The 24921-nt window shown below is 65.0% G+C and carries 26 protein-coding genes; 9 read left to right on the forward strand and 17 right to left on the reverse strand.

Going from position 1 to position 24921, the window contains the following annotated elements:
* The first annotated feature begins 10 nt into the window (after nt 1-10).
* Together L5849_RS09410 and L5849_RS09415 are read left to right on the forward strand one after the other, a co-directional pair.
* A complete protein-coding gene (locus tag L5849_RS09410; RefSeq protein ID WP_234041517.1) occupies nt 11-499 on the forward strand; it encodes an FKBP-type peptidyl-prolyl cis-trans isomerase in 489 nt (162 codons plus the stop codon).
* Nucleotides 500-746: 247 nt separating this feature from the next.
* On the forward strand, nt 747-1430 hold the full coding sequence (locus L5849_RS09415; RefSeq protein ID WP_236925368.1) for an NnrU family protein: 684 nt from the start codon (nt 747-749) through the stop codon (nt 1428-1430).
* 103 nt (nt 1431-1533) lie between these two features.
* On the opposite strand, the gene L5849_RS09420 is transcribed toward L5849_RS09415, so the two are convergent.
* The 3 genes from L5849_RS09420 to L5849_RS09430 form a co-directional block, all read right to left on the reverse strand.
* The gene (locus L5849_RS09420) at nt 1534-2331 is read right to left on the reverse strand and encodes a crotonase/enoyl-CoA hydratase family protein (protein WP_236925369.1); all 798 of its coding nucleotides are present in this window, start codon (nt 2329-2331) and stop codon (nt 1534-1536) included.
* 238 nt (nt 2332-2569) lie between these two features.
* Complete coding sequence (locus L5849_RS09425) at nt 2570-3973, reverse strand: serine hydrolase domain-containing protein (RefSeq protein WP_236925370.1); 1404 nt, start codon at nt 3971-3973, stop codon at nt 2570-2572.
* Nucleotides 3974-4289: 316 nt separating this feature from the next.
* Complete coding sequence (locus L5849_RS09430) at nt 4290-5009, reverse strand: FMN-dependent NADH-azoreductase (RefSeq protein WP_236925371.1); 720 nt, start codon at nt 5007-5009, stop codon at nt 4290-4292.
* Between the two features lie 118 nt (nt 5010-5127).
* Between L5849_RS09430 and L5849_RS09435 the strand changes: the two genes are divergently transcribed.
* Nucleotides 5128-6033: a LysR substrate-binding domain-containing protein gene (locus L5849_RS09435; RefSeq protein WP_236925372.1), complete on the forward strand. Its 906-nt coding sequence runs from the start codon at nt 5128-5130 to the stop codon at nt 6031-6033.
* Between the two features lie 10 nt (nt 6034-6043).
* Here L5849_RS09435 and dxs read toward each other — a convergent pair whose 3' ends face one another.
* The 7 genes from dxs to rpe all read right to left on the reverse strand — a co-directional run bounded on the left by dxs (nt 6044) and on the right by rpe (nt 13585).
* On the reverse strand, nt 6044-7966 hold the full coding sequence (gene dxs, locus L5849_RS09440; RefSeq protein ID WP_236925373.1) for a 1-deoxy-D-xylulose-5-phosphate synthase: 1923 nt from the start codon (nt 7964-7966) through the stop codon (nt 6044-6046).
* 78 nt (nt 7967-8044) lie between these two features.
* Nucleotides 8045-8512, reverse strand: coding sequence for a Fur family transcriptional regulator (locus tag L5849_RS09445; protein WP_236925374.1), 468 nt, complete (start codon nt 8510-8512; stop codon nt 8045-8047).
* 38 nt (nt 8513-8550) lie between these two features.
* Nucleotides 8551-9231, reverse strand: coding sequence for a peptide-methionine (S)-S-oxide reductase MsrA (msrA, locus tag L5849_RS09450; protein ID WP_236925375.1), 681 nt, complete (start codon nt 9229-9231; stop codon nt 8551-8553).
* Nucleotides 9231-9362: a hypothetical protein gene (locus L5849_RS15940; RefSeq protein WP_255704225.1), complete on the reverse strand. Its 132-nt coding sequence runs from the start codon at nt 9360-9362 to the stop codon at nt 9231-9233. Before L5849_RS15940 ends, msrA begins: the two co-directional genes overlap by 1 nt.
* 107 nt (nt 9363-9469) lie before the next feature.
* Nucleotides 9470-11056 carry a bifunctional phosphoribosylaminoimidazolecarboxamide formyltransferase/IMP cyclohydrolase gene (gene purH / locus L5849_RS09455; RefSeq protein WP_236925376.1) on the reverse strand — a complete coding sequence of 529 codons (1587 nt, stop codon included), beginning with the start codon at nt 11054-11056 and terminating at the stop codon, nt 9470-9472.
* 7 nt (nt 11057-11063) lie between these two features.
* Nucleotides 11064-12926, reverse strand: coding sequence for a heparinase II/III family protein (locus L5849_RS09460; RefSeq protein WP_236925377.1), 1863 nt, complete (start codon nt 12924-12926; stop codon nt 11064-11066).
* Entirely contained in the window at nt 12923-13585 is a 663-nt protein-coding gene (rpe, locus tag L5849_RS09465; RefSeq protein WP_236925378.1) for a ribulose-phosphate 3-epimerase, read from the reverse strand. The genes L5849_RS09460 and rpe overlap by 4 nt, the downstream gene beginning before the upstream one ends.
* A gap of 280 nt (nt 13586-13865) precedes the next feature.
* Between rpe and L5849_RS09470 the strand changes: the two genes are divergently transcribed.
* Nucleotides 13866-14363 (forward strand): DUF2141 domain-containing protein, encoded by a 498-nt coding sequence (locus L5849_RS09470; protein WP_236925379.1) that lies wholly within the window; start codon nt 13866-13868, stop codon nt 14361-14363.
* Here L5849_RS09470 and L5849_RS09475 read toward each other — a convergent pair.
* The 4 genes from L5849_RS09475 to L5849_RS09490 all read right to left on the reverse strand — a co-directional run bounded on the left by L5849_RS09475 (nt 14354) and on the right by L5849_RS09490 (nt 17665).
* Nucleotides 14354-15250 (reverse strand): hypothetical protein, encoded by an 897-nt coding sequence (locus L5849_RS09475; RefSeq protein ID WP_236925380.1) that lies wholly within the window; start codon nt 15248-15250, stop codon nt 14354-14356. The genes L5849_RS09470 and L5849_RS09475 overlap by 10 nt on opposite strands.
* On the reverse strand, nt 15247-16284 hold the full coding sequence (locus L5849_RS09480) for a diacylglycerol kinase family protein (RefSeq protein ID WP_115415459.1): 1038 nt from the start codon (nt 16282-16284) through the stop codon (nt 15247-15249). Before L5849_RS09480 ends, L5849_RS09475 begins: the two co-directional genes overlap by 4 nt.
* 279 nt (nt 16285-16563) lie before the next feature.
* Nucleotides 16564-16983, reverse strand: a complete 420-nt coding sequence (locus tag L5849_RS09485) for a hypothetical protein (RefSeq protein ID WP_115415460.1) — start codon at nt 16981-16983, stop codon at nt 16564-16566.
* Nucleotides 16976-17665: an EI24 domain-containing protein gene (locus L5849_RS09490; RefSeq protein WP_236925381.1), complete on the reverse strand. Its 690-nt coding sequence runs from the start codon at nt 17663-17665 to the stop codon at nt 16976-16978. Before L5849_RS09490 ends, L5849_RS09485 begins: the two co-directional genes overlap by 8 nt.
* A 112-nt stretch (nt 17666-17777) precedes the next feature.
* Here L5849_RS09490 and L5849_RS09495 point away from each other — a divergent pair, with 112 nt between their 5' ends.
* Nucleotides 17778-18773: an adenosine kinase gene (locus tag L5849_RS09495; protein WP_236925382.1), complete on the forward strand. Its 996-nt coding sequence runs from the start codon at nt 17778-17780 to the stop codon at nt 18771-18773.
* Between the two features lie 102 nt (nt 18774-18875).
* Here L5849_RS09495 and L5849_RS09500 read toward each other — a convergent pair whose 3' ends face one another.
* The gene (locus L5849_RS09500) at nt 18876-19556 is read right to left on the reverse strand and encodes a phytanoyl-CoA dioxygenase family protein (protein WP_236925383.1); all 681 of its coding nucleotides are present in this window, start codon (nt 19554-19556) and stop codon (nt 18876-18878) included.
* A gap of 11 nt (nt 19557-19567) precedes the next feature.
* Nucleotides 19568-20842, reverse strand: coding sequence for a phosphoribosylamine--glycine ligase (purD, locus tag L5849_RS09505; RefSeq protein ID WP_236925384.1), 1275 nt, complete (start codon nt 20840-20842; stop codon nt 19568-19570).
* On the opposite strand from purD, the gene xseA reads away from it, so the two are divergent.
* The 4 genes from xseA to L5849_RS09525 are packed head-to-tail and all read left to right on the forward strand — an operon-like array spanning nt 20841 to nt 24468.
* Entirely contained in the window at nt 20841-22298 is a 1458-nt protein-coding gene (gene xseA, locus L5849_RS09510) for an exodeoxyribonuclease VII large subunit (RefSeq protein WP_236925385.1), read from the forward strand. The genes purD and xseA overlap by 2 nt on opposite strands.
* Nucleotides 22299-22322: 24 nt before the next feature.
* The gene (locus L5849_RS09515) at nt 22323-22532 is read left to right on the forward strand and encodes a DUF2093 domain-containing protein (RefSeq protein WP_115415465.1); all 210 of its coding nucleotides are present in this window, start codon (nt 22323-22325) and stop codon (nt 22530-22532) included.
* Nucleotides 22529-23446: a M23 family metallopeptidase gene (locus L5849_RS09520; protein WP_236925386.1), complete on the forward strand. Its 918-nt coding sequence runs from the start codon at nt 22529-22531 to the stop codon at nt 23444-23446. The genes L5849_RS09515 and L5849_RS09520 overlap by 4 nt, the downstream gene beginning before the upstream one ends.
* Nucleotides 23447-23490: 44 nt before the next feature.
* On the forward strand, nt 23491-24468 hold the full coding sequence (locus L5849_RS09525) for an esterase-like activity of phytase family protein (RefSeq protein ID WP_236925387.1): 978 nt from the start codon (nt 23491-23493) through the stop codon (nt 24466-24468).
* Nucleotides 24469-24525: 57 nt separating this feature from the next.
* On the opposite strand, the gene rpmB is transcribed toward L5849_RS09525, so the two are convergent.
* Nucleotides 24526-24816: a 50S ribosomal protein L28 gene (rpmB, locus tag L5849_RS09530; protein WP_115415467.1), complete on the reverse strand. Its 291-nt coding sequence runs from the start codon at nt 24814-24816 to the stop codon at nt 24526-24528.
* Nucleotides 24817-24921: the final 105 nt, after the last annotated feature.

The raw sequence follows: 24921 nt of genomic DNA on the forward strand, positions 1-24921 counted from the left end.
CATGAAGGAAATGCGCACCACCCTGCTCGCGCTGGGCGCGGCAGCCGCTGCGGTCGGCTTCCATGCGCTCTCGGCGCAGGATAAACCCGACCGCTCGCAGGACATCGCCTGGATGAGCGCTCAGCAGGCCTATCTCGCGGGCCTCTCGCATGAAGACGGCTGGCGTACCATGCCGGGCGGGCTCAAGTGGCGCTATGTCGACTATGCCGCGAGCGAGGCGAAGCCGCGTGTCGAAGACACGGTGACCGTGCATTATGCGGGCACCTTCATCGATGGCGAGACGTTCGATTCCAGCTTCGAGCGCGGCGAGCCCGCCACCTTTCCGCTGGGCCGACTGATCAAGGCCTGGCAGATGGCGATCCCCGAAATGGGCGTGGGCGACACGATCGAAATCGCCGCGCCTGCGGACCTCGCTTATGGCGCGAGCGGCAAGGGGCCGATCCCCGGCGGTGCGACGCTGCTGTTCACGGTCAAGCTGATCGGTATCGAAGGGCGCTAGGTCGGGGTGACACCTGGATGACGAAGTTTACACCCCGTCACCCAGGATCGGCGACGCCAAGCAGCGGATATAAAAGGGTTTAATTGCCTGAAACGGAGGCGGACGATGTGCGCCTCCCCCCCCGCCTGCCGCATCGCGGCGGGTTTGCGGACCTCGCCATTCTAGACACACTGCACATCTGTAGGACAGCGCCATTTTCCGCTTGGCCGCCCTGTGATAACCTGGCCCATGGAAGGGGAATGAGGATATGGATCCTTTGCTGTCTCTGGTTGCCGGTTCGGTCGCATTCGTCGGCACACATTTCGCGCTCTCGCACCCGCTGAGGGCACCGCTCGTCGGGACGATCGGCGAGAACGGGTTTCGCGGGCTCTATTCGCTGGTTGCGCTGGCGACCTTCGTCTGGGCAGTGCTCGCGTTTCGCGCGGTCGGGCCGGGCGGCGTACCGTTATGGAATGGGATGGGCGACGGTATCTGGATCGCCGCGACGGCGATCATGCTGTTCGCCTCGGTGCTGTTCGCGGGCAGTTTCGCGCGCAATCCCGCATTGCCCGATCCGAAAGCCGCGACCAATGCCGCTCTGCCGGTCCACGGGGTGTTTCACATTACCCGCCATCCGATGATGTGGAGCTTCGCGCTGTGGGCGGCCATGCATATTCTGACGAGCGCGACACCGCGCCAGATCGTTCTGGCGGGTGCGCTCGGGTTCCTCGCGCTGGTCGGCGCGCATCTGCAGGACCGCAAGAAGGAAGCGCTGATGGGCGAGGCCTGGGCGGACTGGGAAAGCCGCACGCGTTTCTGGCCGCGCCTGTCGGGTTTCGCCAAGGCGGGGCCTACCGCATGGATCGGGGGAATCGTGATCTGGCTGGCGGCAACCTATGGCCATATCCACGCCAATGGGATTCCCGCAGGCATCTGGCGCTGGGTGGGGTAAGCCCTCAAGCAACGCAGCGATAGGGCGAACATGGCCCTCAAGCAGCACAGCGATAGGGCGAACATAGGACCCTCAAGCAGCGAAGCGGCGGGCGACAAGCAAACTACCCCCCGGTGAAGCGCGGCGCGCGTTTTTCCAGCAGCGCGTCGATGCCTTCCATATGATCCTCGGTCAGGTGCATCAGTGCCTGCGTATTGGCCGCCATTTCCAGCGCGCTGTCGTAGGAGATCGAGCGCCCCTGCCGCATCAGGTTCTTGGCCTGCCGCAGCGCATGCGGGGGCATGGCGGCGACCTTGGCCGCCAGCGCGCGGGCCTCGTCCATAAGGCGGTCTCCTTCGACGACGCGGCTGACGAGGCCCCACTCCTGCGCGGTGGCTGCGTCGATTACATCGCCGGTGTAGAACAGCTCCGCCGCCCGCGCCTCGCCGATGATGCGCGGGAGGATCCATGTTCCACCATCGCCCGGAATGATGCCGAGCTTGAGGAAGGTGACACCGAACTTCGCGCGCGCGCTGGCAATGCGCATGTCGGCGAGACAGGCCAGATCGCAGCCCAGACCGATCGCCGGACCGTTCACCGCCGCGATCAGCGGGACTCGCAGACCGTAGAGCGCGCGCAGGACCTTGTGGATGTTGTTCCGATATCCGTCCGAGATTTCCGGCGCGGTGCCGCCGAAAGTGCCGGTCCGCTCCTTCATCGCCTTGATGTCGCCGCCCGCGCTGAAGGCCCGTCCCGCCCCGGTCAGGATCGCGCAGCGCACGTCCATATCCGCATTGATCGCATCGCAGGCCGCGGCAAAGGCGTCGCCATCGCCCTTAGCCCCGAGCGGATTCATCGTATCGGGGCGGTTGAGTGTGAGGGTGGTGACGTGGTCGGCGGTGTCGATCGTGAGCAAGCCCATTCGCGGCGGTCCTTCGAAGCGGAGAAACAAAGAGCCGCCTTGTGTCACATCCCGTCGCGCAGATTAAGCTCCAAGGTGGGCAAATTCGGCTCGCTTTCGCGCGGTCTGCGCCCTTGCGGCATGCCGCCGTGCCAGGGCCGGTGACAAAAGCCTGCTCGCCTGCCGCGATATCGGGTTCGAACGAACACCCGGGGTGGACATCAGAAACCGGGTGCTTGCCATACAGACGCCGCTTCGATCAGCGCAGCTCGCCTATTTCGCGGCGCACGGGTGCCGAAGCGATTCCGGGACGCGACAAGGTCACGGCGGTAACGGCGCCGTCTTCTCCGAATTCGAATTGCAACAGATTGGGATAATCCTCGATCCGGAATAGTCCGTCACCCAGATGATGGATCGGGCTGGCTTCCCGACCAATGAACTGGGTGAAGAACTCCGACAGTATTACGAGCTCGCCGTCCTGCTCGACAATCCGGTAATCCAGGCCAAGATTATACAGCAGCCCCTTGTAGCTGCCGAGGATCGCGGCTTTCAAGGCAGGATCGAGCGGGGCGCTGCGGATCGGATGCCTTGCGGCCCAGCCTTCGGCATCGATGATGCGTCGGCGCAGTTCGGCAAACACCGGATCGGTACTGGGATCATCGCCATTGCCCATCAGCACCAGGCCATAGCCGCCGTCCATCGCAGCAAGCAGATCGGCATTGACCCCGGTGTTGGAGCCATCGTGGCGAAGCCAGTCGGTATTGCCGAGGCCGAACCCGCGAAAGAAGGGCATTCCCATTCCGCCGACATGCTCGAGCGAGAATACATCGGTCATGGCGCGGGCGATCTCTGGCGTGAGTGGCCCCACGGTCTCGCCGCGCAGCGCGCGCTGGATAGCTGTCGCGAATATCGCGAGATCCGACGGGGTGGACCACATTCCCGATGCGGAAATCTGCGGTGTGATCGGCAGCCCGTCCCGGATCTGCATCCCCTCGGCATCATGCACCCGTGCTACATCGGTCGGGAAGCCGGGCTGGCCCGGCTGGACCATCGTCGTGTGCCGCATGCCAAGCGGAGTGAATATCCGGTCCTGCGCCAGCGCATGCAACGGCGTGCCGAGGCGATCCTCGATCGCCATCTGTAAGATGACATAACCGCCGCCGCTGTATTTCCAGCCTTTCCCGGGGGAAAATAGGAAAGCGATCGGCTTGTCGTATCGCGGCAGCCTGCCTTCGACGCTGTCGACCAGAGTGGGCAGGGAATCCCCCTGATAGAAATCGGCAAAACCGTGCTGCGACGTACCGCTTGTATGCGTCAGCAAGTGGCGCCATGTAACTCCGGCGCTGCCGGGCACCGTGCTGTCAGGCAACTTCCAGCGCGTGAGGTAATCCGCAATCGGCGCATCGAGATCGATCGCACCTTCCGACGCCAGAACGAGGCACAGCAGCGCCGTGACCGGCTTCGAGAGCGACGCGGTGGAGAATGCCGTGGTGTCTTCCATCGCCGGACCGCCGCGAGCCTTCGATCCGAATGTGCGTGTCGTGACCTTCCCATAGTCGTCGAACACGGCAAGACTTAACCCGACCAGCCGATGTTCCTCCATCAAGGCTTCGACCCCGGAGAATTCGTCGGCTGTATCAACCGTAGGGGTCGGTTCGGGCACGACTGTACGCGCTGGTTCGGTGGAGAGGGAGGCACACGATGCCAGAGCACATGCAGCTGTCAGAATGGGGAGTGTCTTGATCAGATTGTCCTCTCGGCAAGGCGCTACTGTATTATATTAATAATACAGTGGCGCCTTGCCGATGCGGTTGCAACCCTAAGAAGCTTACGCCCGCGCCTCTTCCACACGCTCGGCGCGCCAAGCGGGCTCATCGTGTCGGTGAGGGTGAGGGCCGTGCCGTGATTGACGGTGCCGATCGTGAGCAAGCCCATTCGCGGCGGTCCTTCGAAGCGGAGAAACAAAGAGCCGCCTTGTGTCACATCCCGTCGGGCAGATTAAGCTCCAAGGTGGGCAAATTCGGCTCGCTTTCGCTCCCGGTCGACGCCTCGGCGGCGAGGCGCCGCGCCAGGGCAGCCGTTCTCGCGCGGGCTTGATCGATCGATGCGCGATGCCGGTCGTCCTTGAATTCCTGATATTCGATCGCGATGGATTCGATCGCCGTTTCGTCCACACCGAAATAATGGGCGCACGCGGCAATGGCGGGGTCGAGCGCGTTCTTGTGCGCGCGGATACCGCCCGGGGCGAAGCCGAACTCGCCGCGGGACGACAGAACCGCCAGCCGCTTTCCGGACAGCATCGGTTCGATGGGAAAATCCCCGCGCTCCAGATCGAAGGAAAACGTCCTGCCAATGCGGGCAACCTGATCGATCCAGGCTTTCAGCGCGGCCGGCATGCCGTAATTGTACATCGGTACGCCCATGACGATGATGTCCGCCGCCACGACTTCGTCGACCAGACGGTCGGATGGGGCCAGCACATCGGCCATCCAGTCCTCGCGCTGGTCCGGCGCAGTGAAAGCCGCATGTATGAACCGGCCATCGACGAAGGGCGGCGGGGAATGTCCGACATCGCGCGACACCAGGGTTGTATCCGGCGCTACCTCCAGAAACGTCTGCGCGAAAAGGCTGGTGAGTTGCCGGGTCAGCGAACGATCTTCCGATTGAGCGCTGGCATCGATCCGTAGCAGATTGGTCATCGAGGTTTCCTTCAGAGAGCGGTTGGTCGCCCGCCAACTGGGCGATCGAGCCGCACTTGGCCATTGGCGCCCGTTCAGGCATGAGATGAATGCAATTCATCCTCGCAGGAAAATCGCCATGCGCCGCCTCCCGCCCTTTCACGCCCTGCGCGCTTTCGAAGCCGCCGCGCGTCACCTGCATTTCGGCCGCGCGGCGGAAGAACTCGATCTCGACCCGACGGCCATCAGCCACCAGGTCCGCAAGCTGGAAGCGTGGCTCGACGCGCCCCTGTTCCATCGCCATCCCCGCCCGCTGCATCTTTCGGAAAAGGGGGCGCTGCTCTATCCGGCGATCCGCGATGCGCTGGACAATATGGAGGCGGCGATCATGCGCGCTTCCGACGCCGGGCAGGGGCCGCTCGCCATCTCGATGACGATGGGCTTTGCAGCCGAATGGTTCACCCCCCGCCTGCCCCGGCTGCGCGCCGATACCGGGCTCGACATGATCGTGGAGGCCGACAACCGCCCGGCGAGCCTCGATGGTGGCGATGTCGATCTGGCCATTCGCACGCAGGAACAGCCCGGTTCGGACCATGTCTGGCACCGGCTGTTCGGCGATCGGTTGATCGCGGTCGCAGCGCCTGCCCTGGTGAAGCGGTTTGCGCCGACGCCGGAGGATGTCGAATTGCGCGAACTGCCGCTGATCCGCTATCGCTGGGCCTTGCGCGAACGGCCTGCCCCTGCGTGGCATCAATGGTTCGGCGCGACCATCTCCGCCGACGATCTCGCCATTGCGGGCGATTTCAGCGAGGAGAGCCATGCCATCGGCGCTGCGGCATCGGGCCTCGGTGCCGCCTTGCTGTCCGAACGGCTGATCACGGACCGGTTGGCGCGGGGCGAACTCGTGCGGCTTGGCAAGCGCTACCTCCCCATGCCGCCATTCTGGGCCGTCCACCGCGCCGGGCACCCGCGCAGCGGCGATCTTGAACGCATCGTTACACGGCTATCCGAGATTTCGGCCGGTGGCTCAGGGCGTCCGGATTAGCGACGCCGGTTCAGGCCCGCGCCTCCTCCACACCGGCGCTGTTGTGGCGCAATGCATCAAGCACTGTGTCGACAATATGCGGGGCGTTGAGACCCGCCTCGTCATACTGCTTGGCCGGATCGTCATGGTCCTGGAACAGGTCGGGCAGTCGCATGGTACGGACCTTGAGACCGCCATCGGTCAGCCCGCTATCGCTCGCGAAAGTCAGGACATGCGCGCCGAGGCCGCCCACGGCACCTTCTTCCACCGTCACGACGACCTCGTGGCTGCGCATCAGCTTTTCGATCAGCGCCGTGTCGAGCGGCTTGGCGAAGCGCATGTCGGCAACGGTGGTCGACAGGCCCTTGGCCTCGAGCTGGTCGGCAGCCTTCTTCGCCTCCTCCAGACGCGCGCCGAGCGACAGGATCGCGACCTTGGTGCCTTCACGAACCACGCGGCCCTTGCCGATCGCGAGCTTTTCGAGCGTCTCGGGAATCTCGACGCCGGTCCCGGCCCCGCGCGGATAGCGAAAGGCTATCGGGCCATCGTCATATTCGGCCGCCGTATAGGTCATATGCGCCAGCTCGGCCTCGTCGGCGGCGGCCATGACGACCATGTTGGGCAGCGTGGCGAGGTAGGTGATGTCGAACGAGCCCGCATGCGTGCAGCCATCGGCCCCCACCAGACCCGCGCGGTCGATCGCGAAGCGCACCGGCAGGTTCTGGATCGCCACATCGTGCACCACCTGATCGTAAGCACGTTGCAGGAAGGTCGAATAGATGGCCGCGAAGGGCCGCATACCCTCGGCGGCGAGACCGGCGGCAAAGGTCACGCCATGCTGTTCGGCAATACCGACGTCAAACGCCTTGTCGGGATGCGCCTTGGCGAATTTGTCGACGCCCGTCCCGCTCGGCATGGCTGCGGTGATGGCGCAGATTCGCGGATCGTCGTTTGCCAGCTTTGCCAGCGTTTCACCGAAGACATTCTGATAGGCGGGCGGACCACCCTTCGACTTCTTCTGTTCGCCGGTGACGACATCGAACTTGGCGACACCGTGATATTTGTCGGCGCTATTTTCGGCCGGGGCATAGCCCTTACCCTTTTGCGTCACGACATGGATCAGCACCGGCCCCTGTTCGCTGTCGCGCACATTCTCCAGCACCGGGATGAGATGATCGAGATTGTGGCCGTCGATCGGGCCGACATAATAAAAGCCGAGTTCCTCGAACAACGTGCCGCCAGTGGCCATGCCGCGGGCATATTCCTCGGCCTTTTCCAGCCCGCCCCACACGCGGCGGCCGAGCTTCTTGGCGATCTTGGAAGCCATCGAGCGCAGGCCGAGATATTCGCTGCTCGACACCATCCGCGCGAGATAGGCGGACAGGCCGCCCACTGGGGGGGCGATCGACATATCGTTGTCGTTGAGGATCACGACCAGGCGATTGCCCGCCTGTTCGGCATTGTTCATCGCCTCATAGGCCATGCCGGCGCTCATCGCGCCATCGCCGATAACCGCAATGCCGCGGCCGGGGCGGTTCTGCATCTTGTTGGCCATGGCAAAGCCGAGCGCCGCCGAGATCGAGGTCGAGCTGTGCGCCGCGCCGAAGGGATCGTATTCGCTTTCCGCGCGCTTGGTGAAACCCGACAAGCCCCCGCCCTGGCGCAGCGTGCGAATGCGGTCGCGCCGCCCGGTCAGTATCTTGTGCGGATAGCACTGGTGGCCGACGTCCCACACCAGCTTGTCGGTCGGCGTGTCGAACACATAATGGATGGCGGTGGTCAATTCGACCACGCCCAGTCCCGAGCCCAGATGGCCGCCAGTCGTTCCGACCGCGTCGATCATCTCGGCGCGCAATTCGTCGGACAATTGGCGAAGCTGGCTCTTTTTCAGCTTGCGAAGATCGTCGGGAGTATCGACCGTATCGAGCAACGGCGTCTTGGGGCGGCTTGTCATGCCCACTGCTCTACACTCGGAAATCGAAACTGTCGATGAACGGTTCGTCGACGAAAATGAACGGTTTGCCGTCGTGAATTACTCAGCGCATTCATCGCACAGGCCGCGCAGTTCGACCACCGGGCGCACGTCGGTAAAGCCTGCGTCTCTACCCGCCTCTCTCAATGCGCCGGTCACGCGATCATCGTCGATATGCGTCGCCTTGCCGCAATCGTCGCAGATCAGGAAGATGCAGTCGTGCCGACAGCCGGGATGCGTATTGACCAGATAGGCATTGGCGCTCTCGATCCGCTTGGCAAGGTTGGTGCGCACGAACAGGTCGAGAATCCGATAGACGCTGTTGGGGGCCACGCGTTTCCCGCGCGAACGCGAAAGATTGTCGGCAATATCGTAGGCGCTGGCGGGCTTGTCGTGCCGGGCGAGCTCTTCATACACCGACTGGCGCATACCCGTCCATTGCTCGCCGCTGTCGAGAAGCGCGAGGCGAGCCGCCTCGATCAGGTCATCGCCTGCATGTTCGTGGTGAGCGTGCGCGTGAATAGCCATAGAGTGCCCAAATAGGGGTGCCGCCCGTTCGCCGCAAGTTAGTCAGGCTGGAAGCGCGCCGAATAGACACCGGGATACATCGCCTTCAGAGCCTTCACCTTGGGCGCATCCCAGCGCACGATATAGCCGTGTCGGGGGTTCTTGAGCATGAAATCCTGATGGTAGCTCTCGGCTGGGTAGAAGGTCTGGGCGCGCTCCATCTTGGTCACTATCGGCTTCGACCACAGCCTGGCCGCGCGCAATTGCCGGAGATAGGCAGTTGCCACCGCAGCCTGTTCGCGCGATTGGGGCACCAGCGCGCTGCGGTAATGCGCCCCAACGTCGGGACCCTGCCGGTTGATCTGGGTGGGATCGGCAACCACCGAAAAGAAGATGCGAAGTAACTGATCGTAGCGGATCACCTTGGGATCGTAAGTGACCTTTACCGCCTCGGCATGGTCGGTAATGCCCGATGAAACGAGCTTGTACGCCGCTTGTCGCTTGGTGCCGCCGTGATAGCCGGAAACCGCGCTCTTCACACCCTTAACGTGGCTGAAGACCCCTTCGACACCCCAGAAGCATCCGCCTGCGAAGACTGCGGTTTTCAGCCCTTCGCCTTCCTCGGCGACGCGCTTTGCGGCAGGCGCCGCGACCGTTTTCTCAGCCGCACTGACAGGCTCCTGGCAGGCCGACACGGCAAGCCCGAGCGCGGCCGCAACCAGAGCGGCGCGCCAGTGCATCAGAAAATCGCGGCGATCAGTTGCGGCACGGCCGCGAAGATTTCGCCACCGCTGGCAAGCAACACGGCGATGGCACCGGCACCGAAGCCGATGCCGAAATTGCGATAGAGGTCGGGAGTGAAGAGGGTCATGCAATATCTTTCGTCGGGATTGCCGACGTGGTTACACGCGCCGTTATTGCAACGCGCTTAATCGGATCGTTGTGATCGGTTCAGGCGATGAGCCGCCTGCTCCCGGCTCAGTGGCGGAAGTGGCGCATCCCGGTAAAGACCATGGCCAGCCCCTTTTCGTCCGCCGCCGCAATCACTTCCTCGTCGCGGATCGAGCCGCCCGGCTGAATGATCGCGGTCGCGCCCGCTTCCGCCGCAGCCAGCAGGCCGTCGGCGAAGGGGAAGAAGGCATCGGAGGCCACCGCACTTCCCACGGTGCGGGACTTGTCCCAGCCGTATTTCTCCGCCGCTTCGGCGGCCTTCATCGCGGCAATGCGCGAGGAATCGCGGCGGTTCATCTGGCCCGCGCCGATCCCGGCCGTGGCACCGTCTTTGGCATAGACGATAGCGTTGGACTTTACATGGCGCGCCACGGTCCAGGCAAAAAGGCAGTCTTTCAGCTCCTGCTCCGTCGGCTCGCGCTGGGTGACGACCTCGAGGTCGGCTTCGCTGATGGCGCCATTGTCACGCGTCTGCACCAGCAGGCCGCCGGTTATCGGCTTGATGGACAGGCCGCCACGGCGCGGATCGGGCAGATCGCCGGTAACCAGCAGACGCAGGTTCTTCTTCTTCGCAAAGGCCTCGCGCGCTTCGTCGCTGACCGAAGGGGCGATGACGACTTCGGTGAAGATTTCGCAGATCGCGCGCGCGGTTTCTCCGTCGAGTTCGGTATTGACCGCGACGATCCCGCCGAAAGCCGAGACGCTGTCGCAGGCGAGCGCCTCGTTCCATGCATCGAGCAAGGTCGAGGCCTGCGCCACGCCGCAGGGATTGGCATGTTTGACGATCACCACCGCCGGATCGCCGCCCTTGAATTCGGCGCACAGTTCGAGCGCGGCATCGGCATCGTTGTAATTGTTGTAGCTGAGGTCCTTGCCCTGGAGCTGTTCGGCCTGCGCGATGCCGTGCCCATGCGGCCCGGAGGGGGTGTAAAGCGCGGCCTTCTGATGCGGATTTTCGCCATAGCGCAGCTCGACCGGCGTCTGGCCGTTGACGGCGAGGAAATCGGGGAAGAGCTGCTGCTGGTCGGCAAAGGCGAACCATTGGCTGATCATCGAATCATAGGCCGCGGTGGCGGCGAAAGCCTTGGCGGCGCATTTGCGGCGGAAATCGAGCGAGGTCGCGCCACTCGCCTCCAGTTCGCCGATCAGCGTATCGTAATCGGCCGGATCGGTGACGATGGTGACGAACTGGTGGTTCTTCGCCGCGCTGCGCACCATGGACGGCCCCCCGATATCGATATTCTCGATAATCTCGTCGCGCTCCGCCCCGCGCATCACGGTCGCTTCGAAGGGGTAGAGATTGACCACGACCAGATCGATCGCGCCGATCGCGTGTTCTTCCATTGCCGCCGCATGTTCGGGATTGTCGCGCACCGCCAGAAGGCCGCCATGGACCATCGGATGCAGCGTCTTCACGCGCCCGTCCATCATCTCGGGAAAACCGGTGAGGTCGGAGACGTCCTTTACCTCGAGGCCCGCTTCGCGCAGCGCCTTGGCCGTGCCGCCGGTCGAGACCAGCTCCACGCCCTTAGCCGCGAGCGCCTTGCCCAAATCCACCAAGCCGGTCTTGTCGGACACCGAAAGCAGTGCCCGCTTGATCGTTACATCCGTCACGTGTCGGTTATCCCATGCGTTTGAGCAGCCAGGGGAAACGCCCCCCGCTGCGCGATGTCAGTCCTTCGACGACAAGCTGTTTGGTCGCTCGCGGGCGTCCCTGCCCGTCGACCCAGAGGCTGTCCTCGATCGCGATTTGCGCCTCGCCGCTATCGCCTCCGAGCCGGAATTGCCAGTAGCTTCCGTCGGGCAGGGCGAGCCCAGCCCCGCGCCTGTCGTCCGCCAGACCGGCCTCGATCCCATAGCCGAGGTGAAAGCGGATCGCGAAAGCAATCTTGCCGCGCTTGCCCTGGCGGCCCGAAGGTTCGAGCATGTCCTCGCCCGACAAGCCGCTGCCATCGGCGCCGAGCAACAGCGTCCGGCGATGGATCAGGCCATAACGCGCGGCATAGCCATTATGCGAAGCTTCGAGCCGCACCGCATCGCGGCCCTTTTGCTTGACCGCTGTGCGCGCGATATCGACTTCCTCGACGCCCTTGCCGATCTGCCCTTTGATCAGCACAGCGGTCGAATTCGCATCGTCGAGCACCAGCGTCGAATGGGCTGCCGTGCCCCGCAAACCCTGTTCGATCCGCACGGGCACCTGCCCCCCGGCCAGCTCTCCACCACCGCAATTGACGATGATGCGCTGTTCGCCATGCGACAGTTCGAAGGCAAGTGTGGAAGCGCAGCCATGGCGTGCATGGCGCGCACGCGGCGGCGGGGCCGCGTCGAGCACAAGCACGGACTTGCCTGCATCGACGCGTTGGTAGCCCCAATGCCTGCACTCCTTGCCCGGTCGCGCACGAACACCGCTGGCGACAACCAGCGCATCGAGCCGAGCGGCCGACGTCGCCCCCGCACCCTGCCAGCTACCGACCCCGCGATCCCCCATCCGCAGGGCCAGAAGCGGCGGAACGAGCATGGCGAGCATGGTCTCGAGCGCGGGCGGCGGAGCGCGATCAACCGCTTCATAGCAGGCGCGCAGATCGACCAGCAGCGCGATGGCCTCCATCTGCGCGAGCGGGCTGCGCGAGAGCACGCCGCCATCATCGCCGACCAGTTCGCCAAGGGCGCGCAGCAATCCTGCTTCCCCGAACAGGCGGCGCGGACGGCCATCGGGCATGAGCAGGCCCGCCGCCACGATCGCGCACCAGCCCGCGACCTGCCCGAGCCGATCGTCGGCGCTGGCCACCTGGCGGTCGAGAAAACGTGCCGTCGCCTCCATCGCTTCCAGGGCTTGTCCGCGCAATTTGGCATCACCGCCCAGCAGCAGGGGCGCATGAACCAGCCAGGCCAGCAATCGCAGCCCGGCGTGCTCGACGCTCCATGCAGGCCCCTTGGCGGGCACCGGATTGGCCTTGAGCCAGCGGGCCAGCAGCTTCTCGCCTATCGCAGCGCATTCCTCGCGCGGGGCGCAGGCACCGAGATCGCGCAGCCAGGTGAAGCCCTGCACCACGCGCTGCACCGGAGGAGTCAGCGATGCATTGCTGGCGAAATCGACCTTGTCGATCGGCACTTTGAGTCCATGGACGAGGAATTGCCCCGCCCGCAACGCCATCCCCGCAGCCCGCTCCCCTTCCAGCGGGCTGGCAACGGTTGCCAGCATACGCAGGGCGGAGGGCTTGCGCAGCGGCGCCGCGAGCACCGAGCCGGGCACACCGATCCGGTAGGCCCAGCGAACCACGCTGTCGACGGGGCCTGCGCGCGGCGGGCGAAAGTCGGACAGGACCAGCGCACGCGCCGGTTCCACGGCAACCGCTTCGAGTTCGGCGGGCGCCGCATTATCCACCAGCGGTTCCGCCATGCCGGTGAGCGGCAGGGCCGGCGCAGCTTCGCTTTCGGCGGCGCTGCCATCCGCGCGCAGGAGAGTGCGCGCGTCGTGGCTCACTGCTGCCCTTTCAGCGCGGCGATATTCGCCGCATAGCGCGACGGCCCACCCTTGAAGGTCGCCGATCCGGCAACCAGCACGTCGGCCCCGGCATCGACGCAAAGCCGCGCGGTTTCGGCATTCACACCGCCATCCACCTCCAGATGGATGGGCTTGCCCAGCGCATCGATACGCTTGCGGATCGCCTCGATCTTGCGAAGCTGCGAATGGATGAAGCTCTGCCCGCCAAATCCGGGATTCACGCTCATCACGAGGACGAGGTCGGCGTCTTCCAGAACATAGTCGAGCGATTCGACCGGCGTGCCCGGATTGAGCACGACACCCGCTTTCTTGCCGAGATTGGAAATCGCCTGCAACGTGCGGTGAATATGCGGCGCCGCTTCGGGATGCACGGTAATGATGTCCGCCCCGGCCTCGGCGAACGCCTCCAGATAGGGATCGATCGGCGCAATCATCAAATGAACGTCGAACGGCTTGTCGGTGTGGGGGCGCAACGCCTTCACCACGGCCGGACCAATGGTGATGTTGGGCACATAATGGCCGTCCATCACATCGACATGGATCCAGTCCGCGCCAGCCGCGTCGATCGCCTGCACCTCCGCGCCCAGCGCGGCGAAATCGGCAGACAGAATGGATGGGGAAATCAACGGGGTGGTCATGCGGGGCACGGGCCTTGGGTCGCGTGTGAGCTTTGGCCAGCCCTACGCGCGCGAAAGGAGGGTTAACAAGCGAGCGGGGAGCCCTTTTCCACATGGGCTGCATCTGCTCTACGGTCGATGGCGTCATTCCGATCCATACGGACCAGATCGTGCGCGGCGAAGTAATTCAGCCGCAATTCAGCGCAATATAGGTAAACAGCAGCCATATCTCGGGGCAGCGCGCCTCGCTTCACCGGCGCCCATATGCCGGTTTTCTACGGATTTGATTCGGACAATGCTGATGAAACGCACGACAATCGCCGCTTCGGCCATCGCAGCGCTCTCGCTCGCGGGACTGGCCGCGCCCGCCCCCGCCGAAGCGCAATATCGCGAAAAGATCACCCATGATCCCAGCAAATGCGTATCTGCCGCAGGCCCCGCCGTGTCGGTGACGATCAATGGTATCAAGGCCAGCACCGGTACAATCCGTGTGCAAAGCTATCGCGGGACCAAGCAGGACTGGCTCGAAAAGGGCCGCTGGATCTACCGCATGGAAGCGCCTGCCAAGGCAGGGTCGATGACATTTTGCATGCCGCTGCCCGCTCCCGGGAAATATGGCATTGCGGTACGCCACGATGTCAATGGCAATGGCAAGACCGATATCTTCACCGATGGCGGCGCGATGTCGAACAATCCCAGCATCAACATCTTCAATCTCGGCAAGCCGAGCTACAAGAAGACCGCTTTCGATGTCGGCACCGGCGTGAAAACGATGTCGATCCAGATGCGCTACCGCTGAGCGCGGCGCTTGCGCCATAGCTCGACCAGCGCCCCCGGCGCGGCGAGCAGCGGGTATTTCGCGCGGAACGGTGTCACTTCGAGAGCGATGCCGGTGTGCCGCTGCAGCTTCCACGCGGCATAGTCGGCAGCGCCATCGAAGGTGGTGGTTGCCTTGGCCAGCCGCAGCAGGTTGAGCGGCTTGCCAAGGCGGGCGCGGCGGCGCCACCAGCCGAGAATGCGGCGGCGCCGCGAAGCGGGCAGGCTGGGCCGCAGCACCCCGTTCTCACGCGTAAAACCGATCCCGGCAGCCTCCCAGGCGAGCGGCAGCAGGCCATCGAAATGCGCCGCATTCACATCGAGTATCGAATCTTCCCGGCCCGGCTTCTCAACCCGGAATTCCGCCCGATAGGTAGCGCGAAACAGCGCCCGCCAATAGTCTTCGGCCGGTCCGCTTTCGGGGCCGACCGCCGCGGCCAGCCGCCCTGCGGTGACGGCCGCCGATGCCAGCGCCGCAAGCACTGCGGTGCGGGCGGTATCGTCCGCTACCCAGACCAGGGCCGATGGCTGGACGAAGCGCGCCCAGATCGTCGTATCGCGCGATTGCCCTTCCGCGGCCCTGGCGAATTGCGCGAGCGACATGGTCGCGATCTTGGCGCGCAGGCACTCTCCCGCATGATCCCATTCGCGATAGCCGACGCGCGGCCAGACGCGCTCGCGTTGGGGGCCGGGCAGCAGGACATAGAAATCGAGCACACCCTCGAGCGAGCCGGTCCTCAGATTCGACCCGTAGAACAACACGGCAAGCGCGCCCGCCTCTTCCCCAAGCTGCCGGGCATAGGCCGCGACCTCGTCGCGCACCGGGCGATCGAGTGCGCTCGCGATCCGCTGCGAAAGAGCGGGCTTCACGCGCTGATGAAAGTGAGTTCCGGCCCTTGTCCGACCCGGTAACGACCCGGAGGAAAGGCCTCGCCATCCAGAATGACCGGTTCATCGACGTCGACCGCCAGCGCCTCGGCATCGAGCTGGTGGAGCCCGGCCTTGGCGAGCCAGCCCGGACGCCAGCCCATAAGGATAGCGGGCAGCGCCGCGAGCACGCGGCGACGCGGGTGATCGAGCACGGCGAGTTTGAGGCCCGGACGCGGCTGGCCGAAAAGCTCGATACCCATCGGCATGCGCTCCAGCGTCGATGCCAGCATGACGCTGCGGCGTGCGGGATTGCCATGGGCCGACCGCGGAACGGGCGTGCCCGAGGGAAGGAAGCGCAGCTCCATCTGCGTGCCCCGCCGCCACTTGTTGCGATCGCTCCCGAACAGGCCCTGGAGCACGCCCCAGGCGCTGGTTGCGCCAACCGCCAGACTGTTGAAGAAACCCAGCGAATGCGCGTCCTGCCCGGCCTCGATGCCCAGCGTAAACGCCCCGGCACCGAAAATGAAACCGAGCATTGCGGGAGATTGTTCGCCATCGCGGCTCACCGTGAGCGGGCGGCGAACCAGCCGCCGGCCCGAGGCATAGGCGGCGATCGCCCCTTCGAGCGACCAGTCGGCGGGGGCGCCGAGATCGACGTTGAGCGCATTGGTCTTGCCCTTGGGAAGCACCGCTATTGCGGGCCAGCGATCGGCGAATACCGCCTGGCCCATGGTCAGCACATCGCGGACCGTGCCGTCACCGCCGTTGATGACGAGGAAATCGATCCCGTCGCGGGCGAAACCGGCCAGGGCATGCGCGATCTCGTCACGCGTGCGCGGTTGCGCAACCATGACGCTGTCGGCGCCCGCACAGGCGAGATCCTGCCCCTGATTGCGGTGGCTTCGCGGATTGTAGATGATTCCGATACGGGGCTCGGGCACGCGCCGCGCACGGTAGATCGAACGGCGCTTGGGTGCCGTCGTCGCGCTATGCCGTAGCGGCAGGCTGTCGAAATTGTAGATTACCCGTTCCATGGCCCTTGTGCCTTAATCGCCCCCGCTGGCGCCTACCTAGGATATTTTCGTCAAATTGTAATGGTGCCGCCTCGCATTCTTCGGATCGGGTGTGCCGATAAGGATACGATCGGTGCGGTATCAGCGGATCCGAACGAGGCGCCGACCCAGCGTGCCCGTGCCCGGAATGCCGTATGGTGCTGAGCATAGCTGCGCCTCCATCGTATCTGTTGATCGCCAGCATCGTGCCAGGCTCATCACATCGATTCGGCACACACCCGCAAGGCGCTGGCGCGGAGCTTAGCGTTTGAGGGCCTGCACACAGGCGGCCCGGTCGACATCGAGGCCGTCGCTGGCCCGCCGCGCGTCGACATAGGTCGCGCTCGGCTCGCCGCGCGGCTCCAGCGGATAAAGATAGATGTCGAGCACGCAGGCCTCGCCCACGAACTGGAGTTTCTTGGCATCGCCTTCCGTCACGTTCAGGCGCGGCGGACCGAACATATTGGCGAGTGCCGTCTCGTTTCTGCCGATCACACCTTCCAGGCCGGGCACGTTCATCACTCTCGGCGCGCGGAACGATGGGGTAGTCGGAGCCACGCGCACTTCCTGCGGCGGCGGCGAAGCGGCTGGCCGCGATGCGGCGGGCGCGGATGGCACGCTTGCGGGAACGGTGGTGCAGGCACCGAGCAAGGGAAGCAGGAACAGGGCGGACTTACGCATCGATGCCTTTCTCGCGGGCGCGGTGGACCAGATGGGTCGCACTGGCCGCACCTATTATCGGGGCGAGGAGGTTGACGAAAGGTATCGCGAGCAAGGCGACCACCACGCCGCCGAGCAAAAACCGCTTGGCACTGCCCATCGGCGCGATCTCGGCTGCATCGACGCGGTGGCGCAGCCAGACCATGTCGCGCAGCTCTCGCCCGATCAGATAGGCATTGACGGCCCAGAACACGGCCGCCGCACCGACACCCGTGACCAGCAGCAGGCCCGCGACTGGCAGAGCGGCTGCATTGGCAAGGACCGTGCGCGCGAGCGATCGAAACGCATTGCCGACTTCCTCGCTCAGGGGAATGTCGCGAACCGTATGCGCAGCTTGAGGATAGTGCTTCGCTTCGACCGCCCGCACGACGTCCTCGGCGAAAAACTGGAGGACGAAAAGAGCCACGACACGGAACAGGAACCAGCCTGCCAGGATCATACCCGCTGCTGCGACCAGCGCACCCATGCCGAAGGTATCGGCGCTCGTCACGCTGTCGATCGCGCGCTCGACCAGCACATAGAGCCCCGCCCCCCCTGCGGCGAAGATGGCCAGGGTCGCCAGCGCGGTCTTGAACAGAACCTTCAGGATCGCCGGGTCGCCCAACTGGCGGATCGACAGGGCGAGAGCGGCAGGCAGCGACATCATGCGGTGCCGGGATGCGCGCGGCCTGGGTCTAAGTCAACGCTGCCCTTGGCCTATGCGCGACGAAGCGCTAACGGCGCCCGACAATTCGAATCCCCCCGCCGGAGTACCCATGACCGAACCCCGCTACGACGTTATTGCGATCGGCAATGCCATTGTCGACGTGATGGCCCCCTGCACCGACGAGCTGATCGACGAACTCGAACTGAACAAGGGCGGCATGACCCTGGTCGACGAGGAGGGTGCGCGGCGGCTCTACGAGGCAATGGGACCGGCGAGGGAAATTTCGGGCGGCTCCGCTGCCAACACGCTGGCCGGCATGTCGGCACTCGGCGCGCAATGCGCTTTCGTCGGACAGGTTGCAGCCGACCAGCTGGGCGACGTCTTCAGCCACGACATCCGCGCGGTCGGCATCGATTTCGACACGCCTGCCCGCGAAGGCCAGCCCTCGACCGCGCGTTGCCTCATCTTCGTGACGCCCGATGGCGAGCGTACGATGAACACCTTCCTCGGCGCGAGCCAGTTCCTGCCGCCCGCCGCGCTCGACGACGAGCTGATCGCCAGCGCGGGCATCCTCTATCTGGAAGGCTATCTGTGGGACCCCGAAGAGCCGCGCAGCGCCATGCGCCGGGCGATCGAGGTGGCGCGCAAGGCGGGGCGCAAGGTCGCCTTTACCGCTTCGGAAAGCTTCGTGATCGACCGCCACGGCGACGATTTCCGCGCGCTGATCGAAGAGGGACAGATCGACATCCTCTTCGTCAATGAGCACGAACTCGCCACGCTGACCGGGACCGACGATTTCGAAGCGGGCCTCGCCATGGTGAAGGACCAGATCCCCGTCCTCGTCGCCACCCGCAGCGCCAAGGGCGCGGTCGGCATCGCCAATGGCCAGCGCGCCGAAGTGGCCGCCGAGCCGATCGACAAGGTTGTCGACACGACTGGCGCGGGCGACCTGTTCGCCGCCGGCTTCCTCACCGGCCACGCCCGCGGCGAGAGCCTCGAGACCTGCCTGCGCATGGGCGCCATCTGCGCCGCCGAAATCATCTCGCATTACGGCGCGAGGAGCGAAGCGGATTTGAAGGCGCTGGTGGCTGAGAAGTTGGGTTGAGGCTCACCCGCTATAGACATCAAGGGGAGTGGCGCTTCTTGTAGCATATCTAGTTGCGTCCAAGGTAGGCGCGAATGGGTATCGTTACCGGGGTAAACAACATCAGTTCGGCTCCGAAGGCGAGCAGATGCCAAGCCATTCAAGGGGAGGCGGTAAATCGTCGGGCGAGTAGTCGACTTGCAGAACCCTTCTGCGACCTCCGTTTCCGGCGCGCTTTGATGCGTGCAGTATTGGCGTCGAATAGGCCCACACGTCAGTTCGTCTCGCAAGGCAAGCGCAAGTTGGCAGCGATGCCGCGATTGCGTCGACTTCCGACACGGGAATTTTTCCGAGGCGGTGCGAACCCTCGGCGACCAAGAGTGGTGCGTTGTCCATGGGTACGTCATCGAGATGTATTCGAAGAGTCGTCATTCGTTCGATGATTTCGAACGGCGGTTCGACGTGGACGAGGCCTTGCTTTCTCGTAAATGGACCGAAACCCTCAACCCCCACCCGGTCCTTGACGCAAATTGTCCGGTCTTGATGCCAGCCCAGCGCCCAATTCTGGTTCATGGATTTGTCGAACAGGATGGCACGTACGGGCCGAGTTCCGAGGGCTCCGCATTCTGCCAACACAGCAGCAAGAGCACCTTCTGGATCCAGAAAGCGGTCTAGTTCCGGCGCATTGGTGATCCGCGTCCCGGGGCCTTCTTGCCCGACTTCGCTTAGGATTGCCTCGAGGGCTTCAATCCCAATTGTAAGCGCTTGGGGGAAGTGTTGAAGGCCGCGATCAACCAGCGACAACGTAGGTCTGATTACCCGCGCTCCCTTCTCACCTCTCTTTGCCCAATGTCCCTGCGGCAAAAACCGTCGGCGAAGTCGATGGCGTCGACGGCGGCATAGGCATTGGCCTGCGCCTCGGTCGCGCTTGCTCCGCGCGCCGTCACATTGAGGACACGACCGCCGCTGCTGGTGAGCGTGTCGCCGTCGAGCTTGGTGCCGGCGTGGAAGACCTTGGCGCCTCTCGCTTCCGCTTCGCCGAGGTGGATCGTGCCGCCCTTCTTGGGCGTGCCGGGATAGCCCTCGGCTGCCATTACCACGGTCAGCGCGAAATCGTCCGACAAGACCGGCGCAGCCACCTCGCCCAGCGTGCCGCGCGCGCAGGCCTGCATCAGCTCGACGAGATCGCTTTCGAGCCGCATCATTAGCACCTGGCATTCCGGATCGCCGAAGCGCGCGTTGTATTCGATCAGCTGCGGCCCGTCTGTGGTCAGCATCAGCCCGGCATAAAGAACGCCCGAATAGGGCATGCCTTCCTCGCGCAGCGTCTGCACAGTCGGCTCGACGATCTCGCGCATCACCTGTGCCTGCAGCGCCTCGCTCAGCACCGGGGCGGGGGAATAGGCGCCCATCCCGCCGGTATTGGGGCCGGTATCGCCCTCGCCCACGCGCTTGTGATCCTGCGCGGTGCCGATGGGGAGAATCGCAGTGCCGTCGGTGAGCGCGAAGAAGCTCGCCTCCTCGCCGGTCAGGAACTGTTCGATCACCACCTCGCTGCCCGCGCTGCCGAACTTGCCGTCGAACATCTCGTTCAGCGCATTCTGCGCTTCCTCGCGCGTGTCGGCGATGACCACGCCCTTGCCCGCAGCCAGCCCGTCGGCCTTGAGAACGAAGGGCGGATCGAATTTCTTGAGCGCCCCCCAGGCCGCCTCCAGCGAGGTGCAGCGTTCGTAGCGCGCGGTGGGTATGTTCGCGCGCTTGCACAGCTCCTTGGTGAAGCCCTTGCTGCCTTCGAGCTGTGCAGCCTGTTTCGAAGGGCCGAACGCGTCGATGCCCGCCGCGCGCAGCGAATCGGCCAATCCGTCGACCAGCGGAGCCTCTGGCCCGATCACGACGAGGCCGATCTCCTTCTCGCGCGCGAATGCGATCACGGCGTCATGATCGGTCGCGTCGAGCGCGACGCATTCCGCGTCCTGGGCGATGCCGGGATTGCCCGGGGCCGCCCACAGCTTGTCGCACAGCGGCGATTGCGCCAGTTTCCACGCCAATGCATGCTCGCGACCGCCCAAGCCAAGCAAAAGGATATTCATGCCCACCGATTTCCCGTCAGATGCAGAAGATGCAAGCTTGGTAGCGAAGGCGCGCGCAGGCGACAACGCCGAGCCGCTTACAGTCAGCGAAATATCGCTAGCGCTGAAGCGCACGGTGGAGGATCGCTTCGGCTTCGTGCGGCTGCGTGGTGAACTGTCGGGCGTGAAGCGCGCGGCGAGCGGGCATATGTATTGTGCGCTCAAGGATGAGAAGGCGGTGCTCGACGGGGTGATGTGGCGGGGCAATACCGGTCGCCTGCCGTTCAATCCCGAAGACGGGCTGGAGGTGGTCGCCAGTGGCAAGCTGACCACCTATCCGGGCCGTTCGAAATACCAGATCGTCATCGAACGGATGGAGCTGGCAGGCGAAGGCGCGTTGCTGGCGCTGCTCGAGAAGACCCGCGCCCGGTTGCAGGCCGAAGGATTGTTCGCGCAGGAGCGCAAACAGCCGCTGCCCTTCCTGCCGCGCACCATCGGCGTGGTCACGTCGCCCACCGGGGCGGTCATTCGCGACATTCTCCACCGCCTGGCGGATCGCTTCCCCAGCCGGGTGATAGTGTGGCCGGTGCTGGTGCAGGGTCAAGGCGCGGCGGAGCAGGTTGCCGGTGCGGTGCGCGGCTTTTCGGCCATTCCCGAAGGCCACCCCGACCGGCCGGATCTCCTGATCGTTGCGCGCGGCGGTGGCTCGATCGAGGATCTGTGGAGCTTCAACGAGGAAGTGGTCGTCCGCGCGATTGCCGACTGCCCGATACCCACGATCAGCGCCGTCGGGCACGAGACCGACACCACGCTGGCCGACTATGCCGCCGACCGCCGCGCGCCGACCCCCACCGCCGCCGCCGAGATCGCCGTTCCCGTGCGCGCCGAACTTGCCGCGACTCTGGCCGATTTCGCAGCGCGCAAGAAACGCGCAATCCTGCGCCCTGTGCAATTGGGCCGCGAGCGGTTGCAGGCGCGCACCGACCGGCTGCCGAAGCGGGAAGCGTTGCTCGAACCGCATGCGCAGCGGCTGGACGACCTTGCCGAACGCCTGCGCCGGGGCCTGCGCGATCGGACGGCGCAGGGGCGCGAGCAGCTCTCCAACCTGCGCCTTGCTCCGGCTGCGCTCCACCGCAATCTGCGCGAGGCGCAGCGCGCGCTGGCGGGGCAAAAGCTTGTGCCCGCGCTGGTCGAACGGCCCCTTGCCGAGCGGCGCCAACGGTTGGCCGCTCTGGCGCGGCTCGCCGAACAGCTCCACCCCGACCGCCCGCTCCAACGTGGCTATGTCCGGGTCACCGGCCCCGACGGGCGCACCATCACCGACAAGGCCGCTGCGGCCAAGGAGGCCGCCCTCACCCTCAAGTTCCGCGACGGCGAGCTCGATGTCGCGACCGCAGACGCCGCATCTCCTGCCCCCCCCCGCCGCAAACCGCGCAAGACCCGAACCGCACCGAAACAAGACGATTTGTTCGGTTAAGGTCGACCTGCTAGGATTCACACCATGTTGATGAACAAGAATTCCGGCCCGTCCAATGGCGAAGCCAAGCTGCAATATGGCCCTTCCGGCTTCCGCGTCCTGCGCGCGGGCAATCACGTCTTCTGTGCGATGAGCGGTGTGCCGATTCCGCTCGACGAGCTGCGTTACTGGTCGGTCGAACACCAGGAAGCCTATGCCAGCGCGCAGCTCGCCACCGAGCGAATGGCGCCGTGAGTTTCACCCGGGTCGCACCGCTTCTCTTCCTGACTACAGCCTGCATTCCCGCCCCCGAGGCGGAGCAGGCACCCCCGCCGCGGCGCACGGAAGTGGTACAGCCGGTTCGCGCGGCCCCCGCACCTACTCCGACTCCGGCGCCGTACCCGCCACGCCCCGCAGTCTTCACTTTCGCGGGCGAGCTGGAACAGGGGGGCTGGATACGCGGAACAGTGCCGAACGGCACGGCCCAGGCGATGCTGGGCGAGGAAGAGCTCGCTTTCGATGGCGAGGGGCGGTTCTTCGCCGCCTTCGACCGCGATTCGCCGAAAACGATGCGGCTGATCGCGCGGCTGACCGATGGGCAGACGATAGACAGCCCGCTGACCGTGGCTCCGCGCGCCTGGGATATCGAGCACGTCAACGTCGCGCGCAGGCCGCGGGGGTCGAACGCGGCTTTCATGCGCCGTCGCCAGCCCGAACTCGATGCCATCTGGAATGCGCGGCTGGCGGAAACCGGCGCGCGGGGCTGGCAGCAGGATTTCATCTGGCCGGTATCGGGACGTATCTCGGGCCGCTTCGGTGCGCAGCGCATCTATCGCGGCGAGCCGGGCAGCTACCATTCGGGAATCGACATCAGCACCGGCACCAGCGGAACGCCCTATGTCGCGCCCGCCGACGGTGTGGTCGTGCTGGCGGAAGACGATTTCAGCCTGGAGGGCAAGTTGCTGATTATCGATCACGGGCAGGGGCTCAACAGCGCCTTCCTGCACTCGTCGCGGCTCTATGTGGGCAAGGGCGACAGGGTGACGCAGGGCCAGCACATCGGCGATATCGGCTCATCCGGCCGGGCGACGGGTCCGCATCTGCACTGGAGCCTCAAATGGCGCAATGCCCGGCTCGACCCGCTGCTGTTCACCGGTCCGATGCGCTGAGCGCCTAAAGCGCCCGCCCGCCCAGCGAAGGAAACGTACCGCCCATGCGCCGCACGCGTTTGCTCTCCATCATCCTGCTCACGGCGGCGCTTGCGCCGGGCCTCTGGTGGCGTGCGCCCGAACCCCCGCGCGATTTCCAACGGTCGGTGACGATCCGGCCATTGGCGATAACGCCGGAGCGGCGCGGCCCCTTTACGCTCTCCGCCGCATGGGAATTGACCGGCGACCGGCTGGAATTCGGCGGATTTTCCGCGCTGGTCGCACGGGACGATAGGCGTTTTCTGGCCGGGTCGGATACGGGGCGAAGATTGCAATTCGAGCGGCCCGACCGCAGCGCGCAGCCAGGCGTGCTCGCCCGGTTCGCCCATGAGGAAGCGAGCGCCAAAGTGGGGCGCGATCTGGAATCCCTGGCGGTCGACCCGGCCAGCGGCACGGTGTGGGGCGGCTACGAATATCGCAAGTCGATTGTCCGCTTCGACACACGCTTCAATCCCGATGCCGAGGTTCGACCGGCCGGGATGCGCGATTGGGAAGACAATGCCGGAGCCGAAACGCTGGTCCGTTTGGCGGACGGCCGTTTTCTCGTGGTGGAAGAACGCGCGCGCCGCGGGCGGGGGCGGCATCATGCCCTTGTCTTCGCCACCGACCCCGTGAAGGATCGGGACCCCGCAAGAGCGATCGTGGGCATTCCGGCGGGCTACCGTCCTGTCGACGGCACGCCGATCGGCGGCGGGCAGGCGCTCGTGCTTCTGCGCCGCGTGGTCTGGGGCATCCCGCCCGGCTTCGAATCGGCGATCGCTCACGTGAATATCGATCGGCGGAACCCCGATGGCAGTATCGCCGCGCGTCTGGTGACCGAATTCGGCGATGCGATTCCGCAGGAAAATTACGAGGGGCTGACGCTGACCCGTGACCACGACGGGACGCATCTGTGGTTGATCTCGGACGACAATTTCATGTCGACCCAGCGCACCCTGCTGCTCAAACTACGCTGGGACCAACGCGAAAAAGCGCGCGAGTAGCCCTCGCGCGCCCTTCGAATTTCCGCTGTTGCCAGGGCGCCCGGCGCCCCGCAGACCTCAAGCGGAAGCGGCGTTCGCCTTCTTCAGCTCGCGCTTCACCTTGAGCGCATTGGCCGACAGCTTGTCGTCGCCGGTCTTGAGCAGCCAGTTGTCGAGGCCGCCATTGTGCTCGACGCTGCGCAGGCCCTGCGTCGATACGCGAAACTTGAAGCTGCGATCGAGCTTTTCGCTCATCAGCGTGACGTTCTGGAGGTTCGGCAGGAAGACCCGCTTGGTCTTGTTGTTGGCGTGGCTCACATTGTTGCCGACCTGGCGGCCCTTGCCGGTGAGTTCGCAAATGCGCGACATGATACGTCTCTCGTTCGAATGGGCGGGCGAGCTTTCCCGTCCTGCGCAAAAGCAGTGTGGGTCCGTTCTTGTCCCGGAAAGCGGCGCGCATAGCGGCGAGGGTGC

The sequence above is a fragment of the Erythrobacter sp. SN021 genome (assembly GCF_021864455.1).